General features: G+C 72.9%; 17 protein-coding genes. 9 read left to right on the forward strand and 8 right to left on the reverse strand.

The features are described from left to right. The first annotated feature begins 7 nt into the window (after positions 1–7). From AC067Z_RS30430 to AC067Z_RS30440, 3 genes are all read left to right on the forward strand, one after another. Entirely contained in the window at positions 8–2,005 is a 1,998-nt protein-coding gene (locus AC067Z_RS30430; protein ID WP_478792863.1) for a S9 family peptidase, read from the forward strand. Beyond that, entirely contained in the window at positions 2,002–2,937 is a 936-nt protein-coding gene (locus AC067Z_RS30435) for a S66 peptidase family protein (RefSeq protein ID WP_478792864.1), read from the forward strand. Before AC067Z_RS30430 ends, AC067Z_RS30435 begins: the two co-directional genes overlap by 4 nt. A gap of 156 nt (positions 2,938–3,093) precedes the next feature. After that, positions 3,094–4,890: an alpha/beta fold hydrolase gene (locus AC067Z_RS30440; protein WP_478792865.1), complete on the forward strand. Its 1,797-nt coding sequence runs from the start codon at positions 3,094–3,096 to the stop codon at positions 4,888–4,890. A gap of 4 nt (positions 4,891–4,894) precedes the next feature. Here the strand turns inward: AC067Z_RS30440 and AC067Z_RS30445 are convergent, their stop codons facing one another. Both AC067Z_RS30445 and AC067Z_RS30450 read right to left on the reverse strand, forming a co-directional pair. Next, positions 4,895–5,962, reverse strand: a complete 1,068-nt coding sequence (locus tag AC067Z_RS30445) for an adenosine deaminase (protein WP_478792866.1) — start codon at positions 5,960–5,962, stop codon at positions 4,895–4,897. 33 nt (positions 5,963–5,995) lie between these two features. Further along, on the reverse strand, positions 5,996–6,742 hold the full coding sequence (locus tag AC067Z_RS30450; protein ID WP_478792867.1) for a GntR family transcriptional regulator: 747 nt from the start codon (positions 6,740–6,742) through the stop codon (positions 5,996–5,998). Between the two features lie 134 nt (positions 6,743–6,876). Between AC067Z_RS30450 and AC067Z_RS30455 the strand changes: the two genes are divergently transcribed. Next, positions 6,877–7,143: a LapA family protein gene (locus AC067Z_RS30455; protein ID WP_478792868.1), complete on the forward strand. Its 267-nt coding sequence runs from the start codon at positions 6,877–6,879 to the stop codon at positions 7,141–7,143. 9 nt (positions 7,144–7,152) lie between these two features. After that, on the forward strand, positions 7,153–7,737 hold the full coding sequence (locus AC067Z_RS30460) for a GNAT family N-acetyltransferase (RefSeq protein ID WP_478792869.1): 585 nt from the start codon (positions 7,153–7,155) through the stop codon (positions 7,735–7,737). Positions 7,738–7,779: 42 nt separating this feature from the next. On the opposite strand, the gene AC067Z_RS30465 is transcribed toward AC067Z_RS30460, so the two are convergent. Together AC067Z_RS30465 and AC067Z_RS30470 are read right to left on the reverse strand one after the other, a co-directional pair. Beyond that, complete coding sequence (locus AC067Z_RS30465; protein WP_478792870.1) at positions 7,780–8,133, reverse strand: VOC family protein; 354 nt, start codon at positions 8,131–8,133, stop codon at positions 7,780–7,782. Positions 8,134–8,179: 46 nt separating this feature from the next. Beyond that, positions 8,180–8,989, reverse strand: coding sequence for a class I SAM-dependent methyltransferase (locus AC067Z_RS30470; RefSeq protein ID WP_478792871.1), 810 nt, complete (start codon positions 8,987–8,989; stop codon positions 8,180–8,182). A 137-nt stretch (positions 8,990–9,126) separates the two neighbouring features. On the opposite strand from AC067Z_RS30470, the gene AC067Z_RS30475 reads away from it, so the two are divergent. After that, on the forward strand, positions 9,127–9,573 hold the full coding sequence (locus AC067Z_RS30475; RefSeq protein WP_478792872.1) for a protein-tyrosine phosphatase family protein: 447 nt from the start codon (positions 9,127–9,129) through the stop codon (positions 9,571–9,573). Positions 9,574–9,626: 53 nt separating this feature from the next. Here AC067Z_RS30475 and AC067Z_RS30480 read toward each other — a convergent pair whose 3' ends face one another. Further along, positions 9,627–9,932: a hypothetical protein gene (locus AC067Z_RS30480; RefSeq protein ID WP_478792873.1), complete on the reverse strand. Its 306-nt coding sequence runs from the start codon at positions 9,930–9,932 to the stop codon at positions 9,627–9,629. A 246-nt stretch (positions 9,933–10,178) separates the two neighbouring features. Further along, positions 10,179–11,681: a phosphatase PAP2 family protein gene (locus AC067Z_RS30485; protein ID WP_478792874.1), complete on the reverse strand. Its 1,503-nt coding sequence runs from the start codon at positions 11,679–11,681 to the stop codon at positions 10,179–10,181. Between the two features lie 417 nt (positions 11,682–12,098). Between AC067Z_RS30485 and AC067Z_RS30490 the strand changes: the two genes are divergently transcribed. Continuing rightward, positions 12,099–13,349, forward strand: a complete 1,251-nt coding sequence (locus tag AC067Z_RS30490) for an aminotransferase class I/II-fold pyridoxal phosphate-dependent enzyme (RefSeq protein ID WP_478792875.1) — start codon at positions 12,099–12,101, stop codon at positions 13,347–13,349. Positions 13,350–13,369: 20 nt separating this feature from the next. Further along, the gene (locus AC067Z_RS30495; protein ID WP_478792876.1) at positions 13,370–14,410 is read left to right on the forward strand and encodes an MBL fold metallo-hydrolase; all 1,041 of its coding nucleotides are present in this window, start codon (positions 13,370–13,372) and stop codon (positions 14,408–14,410) included. 16 nt (positions 14,411–14,426) lie between these two features. On the opposite strand, the gene AC067Z_RS30500 is transcribed toward AC067Z_RS30495, so the two are convergent. Next, positions 14,427–15,068 carry a DedA family protein gene (locus tag AC067Z_RS30500; protein WP_478792877.1) on the reverse strand — a complete coding sequence of 214 codons (642 nt, stop codon included), beginning with the start codon at positions 15,066–15,068 and terminating at the stop codon, positions 14,427–14,429. Further along, positions 15,065–15,847, reverse strand: a complete 783-nt coding sequence (locus AC067Z_RS30505; protein WP_478792878.1) for an MBL fold metallo-hydrolase — start codon at positions 15,845–15,847, stop codon at positions 15,065–15,067. The genes AC067Z_RS30500 and AC067Z_RS30505 overlap by 4 nt, the downstream gene beginning before the upstream one ends. Positions 15,848–15,999: 152 nt before the next feature. On the opposite strand from AC067Z_RS30505, the gene AC067Z_RS30510 reads away from it, so the two are divergent. After that, a complete protein-coding gene (locus AC067Z_RS30510) occupies positions 16,000–18,084 on the forward strand; it encodes a phage holin family protein (protein WP_478792879.1) in 2,085 nt (694 codons plus the stop codon). The last annotated feature ends 35 nt before the right edge of the window (positions 18,085–18,119 follow it).

The raw sequence follows: 18,119 nt of genomic DNA on the forward strand, positions 1-18,119 counted from the left end.
GACGGGCATGGTACCCACGGGGCCCTACGGAAGCTGGCCGTCGCCGATCGACGCGGCCCTCGCCGCCTCCCACGACGGACGGCCCGAGTATCTCGGCCTCGTCGGCGACGAGGTGTGGTGGACCGCACCACGCCCCGCCGAAGGAGGCAGACGCACCCTGGTGCGCCGACGGGCCGACGGGCACGAGGAGTCGGTGCTGCCCGCGCCGTGGAACGTGCGCAGCCGGGTCATCGAATACGGCGGGCTGCCGTGGGCCGGAGCGGTGCGGGCCGACGGCGGCCCGCTGATCGTCTTCGTCCACTTCCCCGACCAGCGGCTGTACGCGTACGAGCCGGACGTCCCCGGAGCCGAGCCGCGGCCGCTCACCCCGCTCTCGGCCGTCGGCGGCGGTCTGCGCTGGGCCGATCCGCAGCTGCGTACCGGGCGGGGCGAAGTGTGGTGCGTCCTGGAGGAGTTCACCGGCGACGCCCCCACCGACGTACGAAGGGTGATCGCCGCGGTGCCGCTGGACGGCTCGGCCGCCGACGACCGTGGCGCGGTGCGCGAACTGAGCGACGACCGGCACCGTTTCGTCACCGGACCGCGGATCTCGCCGGACGGGCGGCACGCGGCGTGGATCGCCTGGGACCATCCGCGGATGCCGTGGGACGGCACCGAGGTCATGCTCGGCGAGGTGAGAGACGACGGCGCCTTCGCCGCGGTGCGGTCCGTGGCGGGCGGCGAGGAGGAGTCCGTCTGCCAGGTCGACTGGGCCACGGACGGCTCCCTGCTGTTCGTGTCCGACCGCGACAACTGGTGGGAACTGCGGCGGATCCGTCCGGCAGGCGCGATGCCGGGCACGGCCGTGGCCCTGTGCCAGGGCCACGGCGAGGAGTTCGGCGGCGCGCTGTGGAAGATCGGCTCCCAGTGGTTCCACCCGCTGGCCAACGGACTCGTCGCCGTCATCCACGGCCGGGGCACCACGGCGCTCGGCATACTGGACCCGGAGACCGGCGAACTGGTCGACGCCGCCGGGCCCTGGAGTGAATGGGCACCCACTCTCGCCGCTCACGGCGACAGGGTCGTCGGCGTGGCCGCCAGTCCGCGCAGCGCCTACGAGATCGTGGAGCTCGACACCCGTACGGGCAGGACCCGCGTCGTCGGCAGCGCGCACGACGACCCGGTGGACCCGGCGTACTACCCCGAACCGCAGATCCGCACCTTCACCGGACCGGACAACCGCGAGATCCACGCCCAGATCTACCCGCCGCACAGCCCGGACCGGGCCGCACCCGACGACGAGCTGCCGCCCTACGTCATCTGGGCACACGGTGGCCCCACCGGACGTGTACCCCTCGTACTGGACCTGGAGATCGCCTACTTCACCTCCCGCGGCATCGGAGTCGCCGAGGTCAATTACGGCGGATCCACCGGCTACGGGCGGGAATATCGCAACCGGCTCCGCGAGCAGTGGGGCGTCGTCGACGTGGAGGACTGCGCCGCCGTCGCCGAGGCGCTGGCCGCCGAAGGCACGGCCGACCCGGCACGGCTCGCGATCCGCGGCGGCAGCGCGGGCGGCTGGACCACGGCGGCCTCGCTCACCGGCACCGATGTCTACGCGTGCGGCACGATCATCTATCCCATCCTCGATCTGCTGTCCTGGGCCACCGGCGAGACGCACGACTTCGAGTCCCAGTACCTGGAGTCGCTCGTCGGCCCGCTCGACGAGGTCCCCGGCCGCTACCGGGAACGGTCGCCGATCACCAACGTGGACCGCATCGCGGTCCCCTTCCTGCTGCTCCAGGGCCTCGACGACGTCATCTGCCCGCCCGCGCAGTGCGAACGGTTCCTGGCCCGGATGGCGGGGCGCGGCGTCGACCACGCCTATATCGCCTTCGAGGGCGAGGGGCACGGATTCCGCAGGGCCGACACGATGAAGAGGGCCCTGGAGGCCGAACTGTCGCTGTATGCCCAGACCTTCGGGATCAACCGGTCCGACGTTCCCCAGCTGGAGCTGAAGAAGTGACGCTCACGCCCCTGACCAGGCCCGAGCGGTTGAGGCCCGGGGCCAGGGTCGCGGTCGTCGCACCGAGCGGTCCCGTGCCCGACGACCGTCTCGAAGCCGGTCTCGCCATCCTGCGCGGCTGGGGCCTCGACCCGGTCGTGATGCCCCATGTCCGCGAGACGCACGGCAGCCTGTGGTACCTCGCCGGCGACGACGCGGCGCGCGCCCGCGAACTGACCGAGGCATGGTGCGATCCGTCGGTCTCGGCGGTCATCTGCGCCCGCGGCGGTTACGGGGTGCAGCGGATGGTGGACCTGGTGGACTGGCCGGCGCTGCGCGCAGCCGGCCCCAAGGTCTTCGTGGGCTACAGCGATGTCACCGCCCTCCACGAGGCTTTCGCCGTCCGGATGGGACTGTCGACGCTGCACGGCCCGATGGTGGGAGCGCTCACCTTCCTCAAGGACGAGCGCACCCAGGAGTCGCTGCGCGCCACGCTGTTCGCACCCGAGTCGGTGCGGACGCTCACCGGGCCGCCAGGGGCGCGGGCGATGGTGCCGGGGCAGGCGCGCGGCGTCACCCTCGGCGGATGCGTGTCGCTGATCGCCGCCGACCTCGCCACGCCGCACGCGCGCCCCTCCGCCCGTGGCGGACTGCTGCTGATCGAGGACGTGGGGGAGGAGGACTACCGCCTGGACCGCATCCTCACCCAACTCCTGCGTGCCCGCTGGCTGGACGGCGTGGCAGGAGTGGTTCTCGGGTCGTGGGCGGAGTGCGGTCCGTACGAGCAGGTGCGCGAGGTGTTCCTGGACCGGCTGGGCGGGCTCGGCGTTCCGGTCGTGGAGGAGTTCGGTTTCGGGCACGGCGCGACGAACCTGACCGTGCCGCTGGGCGTGCAGGCGGTCCTGGACGCGGAGGCGTGCACGCTGACGCTGGACGTCCCGGCGTTGGTCTGACCGACGCCGACTGCTTCCACTTCTGACTGCCGCGGCGGCCCCACGGGCTTGTTGAATCTCTGTCAGGAAGTTGAGGCACGAACATTGACGTGTATCTGACACGTGCCGCAGCATGGGCGCGGCTACCTACTTACCGGTCGGTATGGCGTCCTCGATGTGGAGGTCCTCGTGTCCCGTGCCCTTTCCCGACGTCGCAAGCCGCTCGCCTGGGCCGCCGGAGCGGCGCTGCTCGCCCCGCTCACGCTCGCCTCGCCCGCCACCGCGGGTGAGGAGACCGGCCGATTCACGGTCACGGCCCTGAAGTTCACCGTCGAGGCGGGCGACAGGACCTGCACGATCGACGCCGACCTCTACCGGCCCGCCGATGCCGGCCCGAACCGACCCGCGCCGGCCGTTCTCACCACCAACGGGTTCGGCGGCAGCAAGGCCGACGGATCGACGGACGCCACCGCCAGGGCGTTCGCCGCCCGCGGCTATGTGGCCCTGGCCTGGTCGGGTCTGGGCTTCGGGGCATCGGGCTGCCTCATCTCGCTCGACGACCCGCACATCGACGGCCGCGCGGCGTCCCGGCTGGTCGACTTCCTGGCCGGGACGCATGCGGCGGACGACGGAAGCACTGTCGACTTCGTGACCAGGGACCGGCACGGCGACCCGCGCGTCGGCATGATCGGCGGTTCGTACGGCGGCGCGATCCAGCTGGCCACGGCGGCCGTGGACCGCCGGGTCGACGCCCTCGTGCCCCTGATCACCTGGAACGACCTCAACCACTCCCTCGACCCCAACAGCGTGGCCGCAACGACCGTGCCGGGTGCCTTCAAATGGCAGTGGGCGGACGGCTTCTGGCTCATCGGGGAGGGGCAGCCGCTGACCAACCCGAGCCTTGACCCGGCCCGCTTCGGCTCACTGGGCTGTCTGCACTTCGTCCCCAGGGCCTGCGACACCCTGCGCCTGCTCAACTCCGGTCGCTACCCGGCGGACCGGGTCGCGCAGATGCAGAGCTTCGCCCGCAGCGTGTCACCCGTTTCCTACCTGCCACGGGTCGAGGCGCCGACGCTGCTCGTCCAGGGGCAGGCCGACAGCTTGTTCACCCTCGACGAAGCGCGGGCCAGCTACGAGACGCTGAAGGCCCAGGGCACCGAGGCCAGGATGATCTGGCAGTCCTGGGGCCACAGCGGAGGGATGAGCGACCCCGCGTCCGGCGAGCTGAATCTCGGCGAAGGCAATCTGGAGACCAGCTACGTGGGGCGGCGCATCCTCGCCTGGTTCGACAGGTATCTGCACAAGAAGGCGAGCAAGGACACCGGGCCCGCCTTCGCCTACTACCGGGACTGGCGGAGCGGCTACGGCGAGGCGGACGCCGTCCCGTCCCTCTCCCAGAAGCTGTATCTCTCCGGCGACGGCAAGCTGGTGGACACGCGCGCCAAGGTCACCCGCGGCAGCCGCACCTACACCAACCTGCTGGTGCCAACGAGCCATTCCGAGTCGTCCCTGTCCGGCCTCATCGGCGTGCCCGACCCCGGGCCGTACGACCTCAAGGGCACCCATCTGGGCTGGCGGAGCGCTCCGTTGAAGGCCTCCGTCGATGTCGTCGGCTCCCCGCGTGCCCGGCTGAAGGTCCTCTCGCCGCGCACGGAGCGCGTCCAGCACTCCGGCGACGCGGCCGACAAGCTGGTGCTGTTCGCCAAGGTCTACGACATCGCACCCGACGGCACCAGGTCACTGGTGAACCGTCTGGTCGCGCCCGTCAGGGTGCCGGATGTGACCAGGCCGTTCACGGTGCAGCTGCCGAGCATCGTGCACCGCTACGAAGCGGGGCACCGCCTGGAGTTCGTGATCGCGGCGGGCGACACGGCCTACTTCGGCAACCGCGGCATCAAACCGGTGACCGTCATCAGCGCGCCCGAGGACACAGGAGTGCTGGAACTGCCGGTCGTGCGGGGCTCCCTGTCCTGACGGGCTACGCGTTCAGCGCCGCGTATCCGGGCCGGATCACGCCGTCGATCAGCCGCTGCCGCTCCGGCAGCGGCAGGAACGCCGACTCGGCCGCCGCGACCGTGAGATCCTCGAAGTCGGCGGGCCCGTAGCCGAAGGCGTCCGCCATGTGCGCGAACTCGCGGCTCATCGTCGTGCCCGACACCAGCCGGTTGTCGGTGTTCAGGGTGACGCGGAAGCCGAGACGGCGCAGCAGGTCCACCGGATGGGTGTCGTACGACTTCGCCGCGCCCGTCTGGAGGTTGGAGGTGGGGCAGACCTCCAGGGTGATGCGGTTGTCGCGGACGTACGAGGCGAGATGGCCGAGCGTGGCCGTGCCGTCGTCGTGGACGGTGATGTCGTCCGTGATCCGTACGCCGTGCCCGATGCGCTCGGCACCGCAGATCTGCACCGCCTCATGAATCGACTCGGCGCCGACCGCCTCGCCGGCGTGGATCGTGAAGTGGCAGTTGTGCCGCTTGAGGTGCTGGAACGCGGGGAGGTGCCGGGCCGGCGGGTTGCCGATCTCGCCGCCCGCGATGTCGAAGCCGGCCACGCCGCGCTCACGGTGCGCGACGGTCAGCTCGGCTATCTCCAGCGAGCGGTCGGTGTGCCGCATGCCGGTGAGCAGCGCGCGCACGGTGATCCGCCCGCCGGTGCGGCGTTCACCCTCGCGCAGGCCGGCGTTGACCGCGTCCACGACCTCGTCGAGGGTCAGGCCGCGCTCCTGGTGCTGCTCGGGGGCGTAGCGCACCTCCGCGTACACCACGCCGTCGGCGGCGAGGTCCTCGGCGCACTCGGCAGCGATGCGCTCCAGCGCGTCGCGGGTCTGCATCACGGCGCAGGTGTGGGCGAAGGTCTCCAGGTACCGCTCCAGCGATCCGGAGTCGGCGGCGTCCCGGAACCAGACGGCCAGGGCTTCGGGGTCCTCGGTGGGCAGGCCCCGGTAGCCGCAGTCGCCGGCCAGCTCGATGATCGTGGCGGGGCGCAGACCGCCGTCGAGGTGGTCGTGGAGGACGACCTTGGGTGCGCGCGAGATGTCAGACAAGTGCATGCAGCGGGAGTGTACGGCACGGATGCGCGGCCCTCAGTTCGACTGGAGCACCGGCAGGGCGGGCGCCCCTGTCGGCAGCATGTGCTTCGCGGCCAGGATCGGCGTCCCGTCCACCCGCACCACCTGCGCGACCAGCACGGCAGGGGTGTCCGCGGGGCGTCCCAGCTGCTCGCCGCGCCGGCGGCCGAGCAGCGTGGCACTGATCGCGCTGTGCGCGGTGAGAGGCACGCCGCGGGAGGCGGAGGTCAGCACCGAGAGCATCGAGGCGGCACGCTCCGGCTCGCGCCGCAGAGCGTCGGCGAAGGCCCGATGGGTCGCCTCCAGGGTCTCTTCCGGGGCCGCCCACTCGTGGCTCAGCGCCACGGCCGTACCGTCCAGGGTCAGCAACGACTCCCAGAAGCGCAGCTCCGCTCCCGCGGGTGCCAGCAGATGCTGTGTGGTGAAGTCGGTGGGCTCCTCCGTCGTCCGCAGCAGCGGCCGCGTCCGCGGCGCCGAGCCGCTGGCGAGCAGTTCCTCGAGCGGCTGGATCTGCTCGTAACCGCGTCTCGGTGGGCTGTCGTTCACCGTGCGGCCCACCCCCCGGCGCACCGTGAGCAGGCCGTCCTCCTGGAGCAGCAGCAGTGCCTCGCGCAGCGCGGGTCTGCTGACCCCGAGCTCGGTCGCGAGCCGGGGCTCGGACGGCAGGGTGGAGCCGGGCGGATAGGTGCCGTCGTGGATGGCGTCCGCGATCCGCTCGTACAGGACGACGACCGGTCTGCGCTGCTGACCGCCTGCTGCCACTGGTCCTCCTACGGATCCGTTGGCAGCACGCTATGTGAGTACACCTTGTCTGACAAGGAAGACTGAGAGGGCACGTTCACCCGTTCGGACCCTCCGTCACCGCCCCCCGGCGGCTGTCCGCCCATCCTGTTGCCATGAGCCCCAGGGAAACACCGAGCAGGAGGAAGGGCGGCGGCCACGGTCTGCGCGACAGGCTGACGCCCGCCAGGGTCGCCGCGCTGGTGCTCGGGGTCCTGGCGATCGTGTTCATCGTCGAGAACCGGGACCGGGTGGAGATCCGGGTGCTGGTCCCGGTCGTCACCATGCCGCTCTACCTCGCGCTGCTGGCGATGTTCCTCATCGGCGGGCTGTGCGGCTACGTCTTCCGCCGCCGGGACAGGAAGTCTCGGCACCCCGGTTAGGCTGGCGCGATGCCCCCGAGCCCGACCCCGTCCCCCTACGCCGCCATCGGCGACCGCGTGGCGCTGCGCCCCTACACCTACGACGACGGTGCTCAGTTCACGGCACTCGCGCGGCAGAGCACCGGGCACCATCTGCCCTGGCTGTTCCCGCCCGTCACGGCCGACGCCTACGCGGCCTATGCGGCACGGCTCATGGAGGACCCGGCCAAGGAGGGCTTCCTCGTCTGCGAACGCGCCACCGACGGCATCGCGGGCTTCATCAACATCAACAACATCGTCGAAGGAGCGTTCCTCAGCGGCGCGATCGGCTACGGAGCCTTCGCCCACGCCGTCGGCCGGGGGCTGATGGGCGAGGGCCTGCGGCTGCTCGTCGCCCATGCCTTCGGCCCCCTCGCACTGCACCGTCTCGAGGCCAACATCCAGCCGGGGAACGCCGCTTCCCTTGGGCTCGTGCGCGCCGTGGGTTTCCGGCTGGAGGGCTACTCGCCGGACTTCCTGTACATCAACGGGGCCTGGCGGGACCACGAGCGGTGGGCCATCACCCGGGAGATGACCGCACGCGACCCGGGTGACGGTCGGCGGCGCCCCGGGTAGTCGACCCCGACCGCATGCGGCCCGGCAGTCGACCGCCCGCGCTCAGGCGGCGGCCTTCCGGTCGACGTACTCGAAGACCGAGCCGTCCGGGTGGACGGCGATCAGATTGCGGCCGACGGGAGTCGGTACCGGGCCCGCGATCACCTTGGCGCCGTTGTCGGTGAGCGTCGCGTACGCCGTGTCCACGTCCTCGACCGCGATCGTCGCCGACACCTTGCGCAGGATCTCCAGCTCCGCCTCCGGACCGCTCATCAGCAGAAAGCAGCCGACCGCCGCCACCGAGACCCCGCCGCGCTCGAAACGCAGCGGCGGGGCCCCTGTCAGGCGCTCGTAGAAGGCCGCCGAGGCCTCCAGGTCGTCGACGCAGATGCGGAGTGTGGTACCGAGAATCTCCATACGGCCGAGCCTAGTTGGCGCCTGCCGCCCATGTCAGGGGGCCGGGTCAGACCCGGCACAGCACCTCGCCGTGCGGCACCATGAACCAGGCGTCGTCGTCCTGGCCCCACGCACGCCACGCGTCCGCGAGCGCCGCCAGTTGCGCCGACTTGGCGTGAGAGCCCTCGACCGCGATCCGCGCGTACACCGACGCCGTCGTGCGGTCGGCCCACAGCCCGCTCCACCACGCCCGCTCCTCGGGGGTGGCGAAGCACCAGGTGGCGGCCGTCGCCGTGATGTCGGTGAAGCCCGCGGCGCGGGCCCAGGACAGCAGCCGCCGGCCGGCGTCCGGCTCGCCGCCGTTGGCGCGCGCCACCCTGCGGTACAGCTCCTGCCACGCGTCGAGCTCCGGCAGCTCGGGGAACCAGCTGAACGCCCCGTAATCGCTGTCGCGTGCCGCCACGACACCCCCGGGACGGCACACCCGCCGCATCTCGCGCAGCGCCTGCACCGGATCGCCCACATGCTGCAGTACCTGATGCGCGTGGACGACGTCGAACGAACCGTCGGGGAAGTCCAGTGCGTGGACGTCGGCGACCGCGAAGCGGACGTTGTCGAGGCCGCGTTCGTCCGCACGGCCGCGCGCCTGCTCCAGCACGTCCTCGGCGGCGTCCACGGCGGTGACGCGGCCCGGTGCGACGAGCGCGGCGAAGTCGGCGGTGATGGTGCCGGGTCCGCAGCCGACGTCCAGGACGTCGAGGCCCGGGCGCAGTTCGCCGAGCAGATACGCCGCGGAGTTCGCGGCGGTACGCCAGGTGTGCGAGCGCAGCACGGACTCGTGGTGCCCGTGGGTGTAGACGGCGGTCTCCTTCGGCACGGCATGACTCCTTCTCCCGGCGACTGGGGCGATGACGGCCCCAGGGCGCCAACGGTACGCCTCTTGGTCGCATACTGAGATCCCAATCCCATGATGTGGACAGAGTTGGGGTTGCCCGGATGCGCGAGACTGGCCTTGTGACACAGAGCTGGAATTCCGCCGAACAGGGCGTGCTCCGCCTCCCGTCCGGCCGACTCGTCCGCGGACGAGGACTGCGGCGGCCCCTGCCCGCCGGTGCGGTACCGGAGTTCGCCGTGTACCTGCTGGGCAAGGAGCCACCCGACGTGCCGTGGGAGGCGCGTTGGCTGCGCTGGCCCGACTTCCGTCTGCCCGCGGACCGCGCCGACGCCCACGCGGTGCTGCGCGAGGCATGGACGCGGTCGGCCGGTGAACGGGTCGAGGTCGCCTGCGCCGGCGGCCGCGGCCGCACCGGGACGGCCCTCGCCTGCCTGGCCGTCCTCGACGGCGTGCCGCCCGAGGAGGCGGTGGCGTACGTCCGCGGCCACTACGACCGGCACGCGGTCGAGACACCCTGGCAACGCCGCTACGTGGCGCGCTTCGGGGTCGCGGCGCCACCCGGGTGAACCACCCGGGTGAGCGAGCCGCGCAAGGAAAAGACATCCATGCAGCCAACCCGTCAAGGCGTGGGGGGTTCGCCGCCCCATCGCCCCCACAGAACCTCGGCCCAGTCGCCCGCCTCCGGACCCGGATCCTCCAGCCGCGGCACCGGGCCGGGCGCCGTCTCGATGAGGTGCACGAGCGTCCAGGCGACTCCGTAACAGTCGTCGGGGCCGAAGCACGTGGCCAACGCTGCGGCCTCTTCGGGGGTGACAGGTCGGGAGATCGCTGTCAGCTGGCGGGCACGCCTGTCGATGTCTTCCTCGCTCGCGTCCCAGTCGGGAAGCGGTCCGTCAGCAACGAACGTCTGCACTTCGGGTCTCATGGGCCGAATGATCGTCTCCCCTGTCGTCCTGGACAAGCGGCCCCGTTCCGTTCACGTGGCGGCTGCTCCAGCCGGCAGCGGCTCTGCGGGGGAGGCGATGGTGCCGGCAGCGCAAGGAGATGCCGGCAGGGGAAAGAGGTGCCGGCCGCCCCGGGCGACCAGCACCCCCGTGGCCGGCCGCCGAGGGCGGTACGGCCATGGTGCGTGACGCGGTGTCGGTGCGTCGATCCGTTTTCCCGCCGCTCGCTACAGCAGCGCCTGCGGCCGGTACACCGTCAGCCTGTCCACCAGCTTGTCCACCACCAACTCACCCGGAGCCTGCGCCACTTCACCGTCGTACGCCAGCGGAGTCCCGGGCTCGATGCCCCCGATGCGCACGTGCCGCAGCTGCCGCGCCGCGTGGACGGGAGAGCGCCTCAGTTTCCCCGCCAGCGCCGCGCCCAGCAGCCGCAGCCCCGGCAGACGACCACCGTGCACCACCCGGACGTCGAGCAGTCCGTCCGCCAGATTGTGGCGATGCCCCGGGGTCGGACCCACGCCCTTGTAGATGCCGTTGCCCGCGAACAGCAGCCACATCGGGCGCCGCCGGCCCTGGACCTCCGCCACCAGGGGGTGTTCGCCCCGTAGCACCCGGGCCGCCGCGAGCACCCCGGCCGGCCAGCCGCCGATCAGGGGCGACCACCGCTCCCGGATCCGCACCAGCTCCGGATAGACGCCGAGGCTGAAGGTGTTGAGGAAATAGCCGGGTTCGGCGCTGCCGCCGGGCCCCGGAGTGAAACGCCCCAGGTCCACACCGACCGCCTCCCCGGCCGCGACCGCCCGGCAGGTGTCGTCCACGGACTCTATGCCCAGGTCGTACGCGAAGTGGTTGAGTGTGCCGCCCGGGAAGACGGCCATCGGGACACCCTGCACGGCGGCGATCGAGGCGGCCCGGTTGATCGTGCCGTCACCGCCGACGATGCCCAGCGCGCGGGCCCGGCCGGCCGCCTTCCCCAGCTCGTCCGCCAGCTCGTCCGGAGCGCACTCCACCATCTCCGCGAGCGGCAGCGCGGCCTTCACCTGCGACGCGCAGTCCGCCGACCCCGACTCGCGGTTGACGACCACGACCAGTCCCTCGCCGTCCGGCAGTGCCGGAGCATGGGCCCGCTGCCGGCCCGGCGCCGGCAGCTGCGACCTCGTGGGCACCGCACCGCGCACCGCGAACGCCGCGCCCACGCCCAGCGCGGCGCCGACGAGCACATCGCTCGGATAGTGCACTCCCGTGTAGACCCGTGAGAACGCGACGGACGCCGCGACCGGCGCAACTGCCGCGCCCCACCCCTTGGACTCCAGCGCGACCCCGGTCGCGAACGCGGCGGCCGACGCGGAGTGCCCCGAGGGGAAGGAGGTGGTGAACGGCCGGCGCTTCAACTGCCGTATCACCGGAACGGCGTCGAGCACCGGCCGTGCGCGGCGGATCGAACGCTTGCCGACCGTATTGATGACCGCGGAGGCCACCGCGAGCGACGCCACACCGCGGACGGCCGCGCGCCGCGAGCGCGCGCCTCGGCCCATCAGGGCGATCCCGGCGGCCGCGCCGAACCAGAGCAGCCCGTGATCTGCGCTCCTGCTGAGCCGCGGCAGCACGGGTTCGGCGGCGGGCCACTCCCGGTCGGCGACGACCTGCAGCAGCCGCCGGTCCCAGGAACCGAGGAGCTGTGCGAGGCGGGCGCCGCGGGGAGTGTGCGGCTGTACGTGGAGGTCTGCCATGCGGCGCGGATACCCCGTGGAGCGGGGTCCTACGCGACCGGCACCCGTCCGGCGGCGCCCGGCACGCTGCGCGGAGCGGTTCCCCTGCCCGCCCCAACCCGGAACCGGGCAGGCCCCGGACCCGTACCGCGCTCCGCGCGGTGTCCTCAAACGCCGGGCGGGCCGGAATTGCCGCTGCGCGGCAACCCGGCCCGCCTACGGGGCACATCGAGCCCCGCCGGAGTTTGCGGCGTGTGGGAGGGGCCGGGCCCCAAACGCCGCGCGGAGCGCGGTGCCGGGTCCGGGCGGAGCCCCGTTCCGGGAAGGGGCGGGGAGCAGAACAGCCCCGCCGCAGGCGCCACCGCGCCGCCGTCGGCCGGGCGGCATCCCCGAAACCTTCGTATAAAGGGCTCGTGGGCCCGGAAGCCGACCCGGTCCATGGCGACGGCGACGGTGGCGGAGGTGGCGGCGATGCAGGGGACGGCCTCCGAGGGACGTGGGCCCGTCCGGTACGGGCCGCACGCGCCCGGGATCGGGCTGCCCGTGCCGGACGACATCGCCGCGGTCCTCGCCGGCGCCGCCCATGTGGCCCTGGGCGAGCCGCCCGGCGGCGGCCCTGCGCTGCGCGAGGCCGCATGCCGCTACTGGGAGCGGCGCGGACTGCGCAGCCACCCCGACGAGGTCGTCGCCGCCTCCGGCGCACAGCCCCTGCTGTTCTCCCTGCTCGGTGCGTACGACGGCGACGTGCTGATGCCCCGTCCGTGCCCCGCTTGGTGGACACCCCAGGCCCGGCTGCTGGGCAGGCCCGCCTACCACGTACCCACCCCGGCCGAGTGCGGCGGAGTCCCCGACCCGGTCGCGCTGCTGGAGACCGTACGGCGGGTCCGCGCCGAGGGCGGCCGGCCCCGGCTCCTGCTGTTGTCCGTCGCCGACGACCCGACCGCCACCGTCGCCCCGCCCGAGACCGTGCGCGAGGCCTGCGAGGCCGCTGTCGGCGAACGGCTGCACATCATCAGCGACGAGACGTGGCGGGACACGGTGCACCGTCCGCACGACACCGTGCTGCTCAGCCCGGCGGAGATGTGCCCCGGTGACGTGACCGTGATCAGTAATCTGTCGGGCGCGCTCACCCCCGCTTCATGGCCCGTCGCCATCGCCCGGTTCCCGTCCGGGGACCGGGGCGCCGCGCGGCGAGCCCGCGCCCTCGACTTCCTCACCGCGCTCGGCGCGGAGGTTCCCGCGCCGGTCGCCGCCGCCGCCGCGCATGTTCTCGACGAGCCCCCGGAGGTGACGGTCCGTGCGGCGCGTGCCGCCGCGCTGCACGCGCAGGTGGCCGCCGCCGCCCACCGCGCCGTGCTGGCGGCCGGAGCCCTGTCCCGCCCCCCGCAGGCGGGCCGCCACCTCTACGCCGACCTCGGCCCGTTGCGCGGCCGTCTCGCCGAGCGGGGCGTCGGCGACTCCATGGAACTGGAGGACTATCTCAGCGACCGGCTGGACACATCCGTCCCCGGCGGCCACCGGTTCGGCGACGAACTCGGCGCCCTGCGGGTACGGCTCTCCACCGGACCGCTGCTCGGCACGACGGAGGAGGAGCAGCTCGCGGCGCTCGCCTCGCGCGCTCCTCTGGAACTGCCCCATGTGGAACGGGCATTGAGCGATCTCGGATCGGCCTTCGACGAACTGCGTTGACGCGTTGACGGGAGACCTGGATGACGGAGCAGACAGAAGAGACCGGATCCGCCCGGCATGCACCGGGCACACGACCGGGCCGTACGGCGCGCCCGGCCCGCACGACCCGCCCCCTCGGCGAGGTGCGGACCTGGCCGGCATCGTTCACCGAGCGGCTGACCGCCCCGCTCCCCGGCGTGCGGGCCATGGCCCGGCTCGCCCGGGAGGGTGCGGTGCGTCCCGGCCCCGGCGGACTGCGGGGCATCCCCCTGCTGCCGTTCGAACCGGGCCCGTTGCCCGAGGCGGACGCCACGACCGTGGCCGTCACCTGGGCAGGTCATGCGAGCTGGGTCGTGCGCATCGGCGGTCTCACCGTCCTCACCGACCCCGTCTGGTCCCGCCGCATCTTCGGCACACCCGCGCGTATCACCCCGGTCGGTGTCCGCTGGGAGGATCTGCCGCCCGTCGACGCGGTCGTCATCAGCCACAACCACTTCGACCATCTGGACGCGCCCACACTGCGCCGGCTGCCCCGCCGCACACCGATGTTCGTGCCCGCCGGCCTGGGCCGCTGGTTCCGTCGGCGGCGCTTCGCCCTCGTCACCGAACTCGACTGGTGGGAGGGCGCCGAACTCGGCGACGTGCGCTTCGACTTCGTCCCCGCCCACCACTGGTCCAAGCGCACCCTCCTCGACACCTGCCGCTCGCTGTGGGGCGGCTGGGTCATGACCGACGGCCGGGACCGGTCGGTGTACTTCGCGGGTGACACCGGCTACGGCCCCTGGTTCGCGGAGATCGGCAGCCGCCACCCCGCCATCGACGTCGCCCTGCTGCCCATCGGGGCGTACGCGCCGCGCTGGTGGCTCAGGGACGTGCACACCGACCCGGAGGAGGCCGTACGGGCCTTCGGCGATCTCGGCGCACGGATCATGGCGCCCATGCACTGGGCGACGTTCGTCCTGTCGGCCGAGCCTGTGCTGGAACCGCTGGAGCGGCTGCGGGCCGCGTGGCGGCGCACGGGACGGCCGTGGCACGACCTGTGGGACCTGCCGGTCGGCGGTTCACGGGTGCTGCCGAGCTGAAGGGGGACGTCCGTTCTCAGTCGGTGCCCCGAAGTCGGCGCCACACGCCGGGCGCCGCGCTGAACACCACCGTCAGCGCCACCGCCGCGAGCACGCCCTGCCACGGTTCGGGGAACAGGGAGCCGCCCACGATGCCGATCACGCTGTACGTCGCCGCCCAGGCCAGACACGCGGGAGCGTCGCCGCGGGCGAACCGGCGCAGCTCCATGCGGGCCAGCAGGCACGCCAGCATCACCGGGATCCGGCCGGCCGGCACCAGACGGGACAGCACGAGCACCGCCACGCCGTGGTCGGCCAGCTTCTGCTGCGCCTGCTCCAGCCGCTCGGGCGCGGCGCGCGCCCGCAGGGCGGCGAGCCAGCGCGAGCCGTTCTTGGAGTGCACGCCACGCCGCCCGAGCCAGTACAGCGTCACATCGCCGAGGAACGCCGCCACCGACGCGACCAGGAAGACGAACAGAAGCGTGAGCGGCGCCGTCCGATGGAAGGCCACCACGGCCGCAGAGCTGACCACCGCGCCCGTCGGCACCACCGGCACCAGTGAGCCGAGGGCCACCAGCAGGAACAACGAGGGGTAGCCGACGGCCTGTTGTGTCGAGTCGGGAGGCAGTTGCCGTGCCGCCTCGGCGAGTTGCCGGACTGCGTCCGGGAAGGGGCTCATCGGCCGGCCTCCGGTCTTACCCGCTCGCCGTGCCCGAGGCGGTGCACGGTCACCTTCGGCGCGAGCAGGGCGGCCTTGCGCGCGAACTCGTCGCCCGGCGCGTAGAACTCGTGCGGCCGGATGCCGTCCATCCCGATCGGCCAGTACGTGCCGTAGTGCACGGGCACGGCGGCGCGTGGCGCGAGCGCGGCGAGAGCCTGCGCCGCGCGTCCCGCGTCCAGGTGGCCGTGCCCCAGGTAGGGGCCCCAGCCGCCGACCGGGAGCAGCGCCACGTCGACCGGCCCGACCTCGTCGGCCATGGAATCGAAGAGCCCGGTGTCCCCGGCGAAGTAGGTGTCCGCCTCGCCGCTGATCACATAGCCGAGCGCGGGGGAGCGGTGCGGTCCGACGGGCAGCCGGCGCCCGTCGTGCAGTGCCGGCACCGCCCGTATCCGCAGATCGTCCACCCGGACCTCGTCGCCCGCGGCGACCTCGGTGACGTGCAGTCCGGCCGCGCCCACGATCCGACGGAGCCCGGACACCGCGCGCAGGGCGCCGCGCGGCACCACCAGCCGGGTACGGGGCGCGAGGCGCGCGAGGGAGGGCAGATGGAGGTGGTCGGAGTGCAGATGCGACACGAGAACGGCGTCGGCGACGGTGGCCTCGGGGGGCGGCAGATCACCGCGGCGTCTGCGCAGATGCGCCAGCCTGCGCACCAGCAGCGGATCCGTCAGCACCCGGACACCGGAGTCCTCGATCGTGCAGGTGGCATGACCCCACCAGGTGACCTCCACCGGCACGCGGCGCCTCCTCCCAGCATCCCCGTACCGTACGAGCCTAGGTCATCCCCTGTCCCGCGGATCGGTCACGAACACCCTCGTCCCGGCGCTGCGCCGACGTTCGCGGCGCTGTGCCAGGCTGGGACCAGCACCGAGGGGCGAGGTGAACACGCGTGGTCGAAGGGCGCTGGCGCACTGCCGGCCGGGGGTTCCTCCGTGTGGTGGTGGTGTGGGCCGTCTCGACGGCGACGTTGCTCGCGCTCGCCGGGCTGCTGCCCGACTTCCAGCTCCAGTCCGACGACGGCGACAGCATCACCCGAACCGCGATCACGGCCGCCTGGGGCGCGGGGGCGTTCGGTCTCCTCAGCGCACTGGTGTGGCCCGTCATCGTCCGTGCACTGCTGCTCGTGCCCGCACTCGTGCTCGGCCTGCTCGTCTTCTTCCTCAACGGCTCGCTGCTGCTGATCGCCCTGTGGCTGATCCCGGACGGCCGCGGAACCGCCGAACCGGAGACCGCCGTCGTCGTCGCCGCGGTGATGTCCGCCGTCGCGTCCGCCGTCTCCACCGCACTTGCCGTGCGCGACGACAACGCCTACCGGCGCCGGCTCTCCCGGCTCGCCTATCGCCGCAGGCGCAGACAGGGCGAGGACGCCGCCCGCTCGGGTACGCCCGGCACGGTCTTCCTCCAGCTCGACGGCGTCGGTCACGACGTGCTGCTGCGCGCCGCCGACAGCGGGGTCATGCCGACCGTCGCCGCCTGGCTCGGTGACACGCACCGGCTCACGCGCTGGCGGACGGACTGGTCCAGTCAGACCGGCGCCAGCCAGCTGGGCATCCTGCACGGTTCCAACCACGACGTGCCCGCCTTCCGCTGGTACGAGAAGGACACCCGGCGGATCATGGTCAGCAACCGGCCGGCGAGCGCGGCGGAGCTGCAGCGGCGTGCCATCGCGCGCACGGCCGACGGCGGGCTGCTGACCTTCGACGGAGCGAGCCGCGGGAACCTGTTCAGCGGCGGCGCCGACCAGATCGCCCTGGTGCTGTCCGTGGCAGCGCGCCGCGGCCGGGCCAACCGCTCGCGGGTCGGATACTTCGCCTACTTCTCCGATCCGGCGAACGCGGTCCGCACCGCCGGCTCGTTCGTCGCCGAAGTGGTCCGCGAGACGGTCCAGTCGACGCGCGCCCGGCTGCGCGGCGACGAGCCGCGGGTGAGCCGTGGCGGGCTCTATCCGTTCATCCGCGCGTTCGCGACCGTCGTCGAACGCGACGTGGTCGTCGCCGCGGTGATGGGCGACATGCTGGCCGGGCGCACCGCGGTCTACGCGGACCTGGTCGCCTACGACGAGGTGGCGCACCATTCCGGGCCGCACAGCCGCGACGCGCAGGCGGTGCTGGAGCGGCTCGACCGGTCCCTCGCACTGATCGCCAAGGTGGCCGAACACGCGCCCCGCAGCTACCGGATCGTGCTGCTGTCCGACCACGGACAGAGCCCGGGGAGCACGTTCGAGGGCGCGTACGGGCTGACGCTGCGTGATCTGGTGCGCGCGGGGTGCGGGCTGCCGGTCCCGCGCCGGGCAGAGCGTTCCAAGAGCGGGGCCGAGGCCCGCGACGCCGCTCGTGACGCACTGCTGGCCGCGCTGCACCGGCGGGTCGACGAGGAGGGCGAGCTGGAACAGCCGGCGGCGGACTCCGAGCCGGTCGTTCTGGCGTCGGGCAATCTCGCCCTGATCTCGTTCCCCGACGTGTCGCACCGGATGAGCCGCGAGGAGATCGAGCGCCGTCATCCCGCGCTGCTGAGCACGCTCGCGAACCACCCCGGCATCGGGTTCCTGCTGGTGCGCAGCGAGGAGCACGGGTCGGTGGTGCTCGCCCGGGACGGTGTCGTCGCGCCGCTCGCGGATCTGAAGGACGGCGACGGCGGCCCGCTCGCCGCGTTCGGGCCCGGCGCCGCCGACGCCGTACGGCGCACCGACGGGTTTCCGCATGTCGCGGACATCATGGTCAACTCGATGCACGACCCGAGGACGGGCGTCGTGCATGCCTTCGAGGAGCAGATCGGCTCGCACGGAGGGCTCGGCGGGGAGCAGTCCCAGCCGTTCCTGCTGTCGCCGTTCGAGCTGTCGCCGCCCGCCCCGGTGGGCGGGGAACTGGCCGGAGCCGAGGAGGTGCACCGGGTGCTCCGTCGCTGGCTGAGGGAGTGCGAGGGGCCGCAGGTGCCGATCGGGCCCCGGGAGGACCGGGCGGACGAGCCGATGTGACGCCGTCGGCCGTCCGGCCACCGGGCAGGCTCTTC

The sequence above is a fragment of the Streptomyces sp. NPDC043812 genome (assembly GCF_056436245.1).

Bases quoted from the DNA above. Each gene is read 5' to 3' on its own strand.
- AC067Z_RS30430 (WP_478792863.1), top strand. From the start codon at position 8: ATGGTACCCACGGGGCCCTACGGAAGCTGGCCGTCGCCGATCGACGCG.
- AC067Z_RS30445 (WP_478792866.1), bottom strand. From the start codon at position 5,962: ATGCACTTGTCTGACATCTCGCGCGCACCCAAGGTCGTCCTCCACGAC.
- AC067Z_RS30455 (WP_478792868.1), top strand. From the start codon at position 6,877: ATGAGCCCCAGGGAAACACCGAGCAGGAGGAAGGGCGGCGGCCACGGT.
- AC067Z_RS30460 (WP_478792869.1), top strand. From the start codon at position 7,153: ATGCCCCCGAGCCCGACCCCGTCCCCCTACGCCGCCATCGGCGACCGC.
- AC067Z_RS30465 (WP_478792870.1), bottom strand. From the start codon at position 8,133: ATGGAGATTCTCGGTACCACACTCCGCATCTGCGTCGACGACCTGGAG.
- AC067Z_RS30480 (WP_478792873.1), bottom strand. From the start codon at position 9,932: ATGAGACCCGAAGTGCAGACGTTCGTTGCTGACGGACCGCTTCCCGAC.
- AC067Z_RS30485 (WP_478792874.1), bottom strand. From the start codon at position 11,681: ATGGCAGACCTCCACGTACAGCCGCACACTCCCCGCGGCGCCCGCCTC.
- AC067Z_RS30490 (WP_478792875.1), top strand. From the start codon at position 12,099: ATGGCGACGGCGACGGTGGCGGAGGTGGCGGCGATGCAGGGGACGGCC.
- AC067Z_RS30495 (WP_478792876.1), top strand. From the start codon at position 13,370: ATGACGGAGCAGACAGAAGAGACCGGATCCGCCCGGCATGCACCGGGC.
- AC067Z_RS30500 (WP_478792877.1), bottom strand. From the start codon at position 15,068: ATGAGCCCCTTCCCGGACGCAGTCCGGCAACTCGCCGAGGCGGCACGG.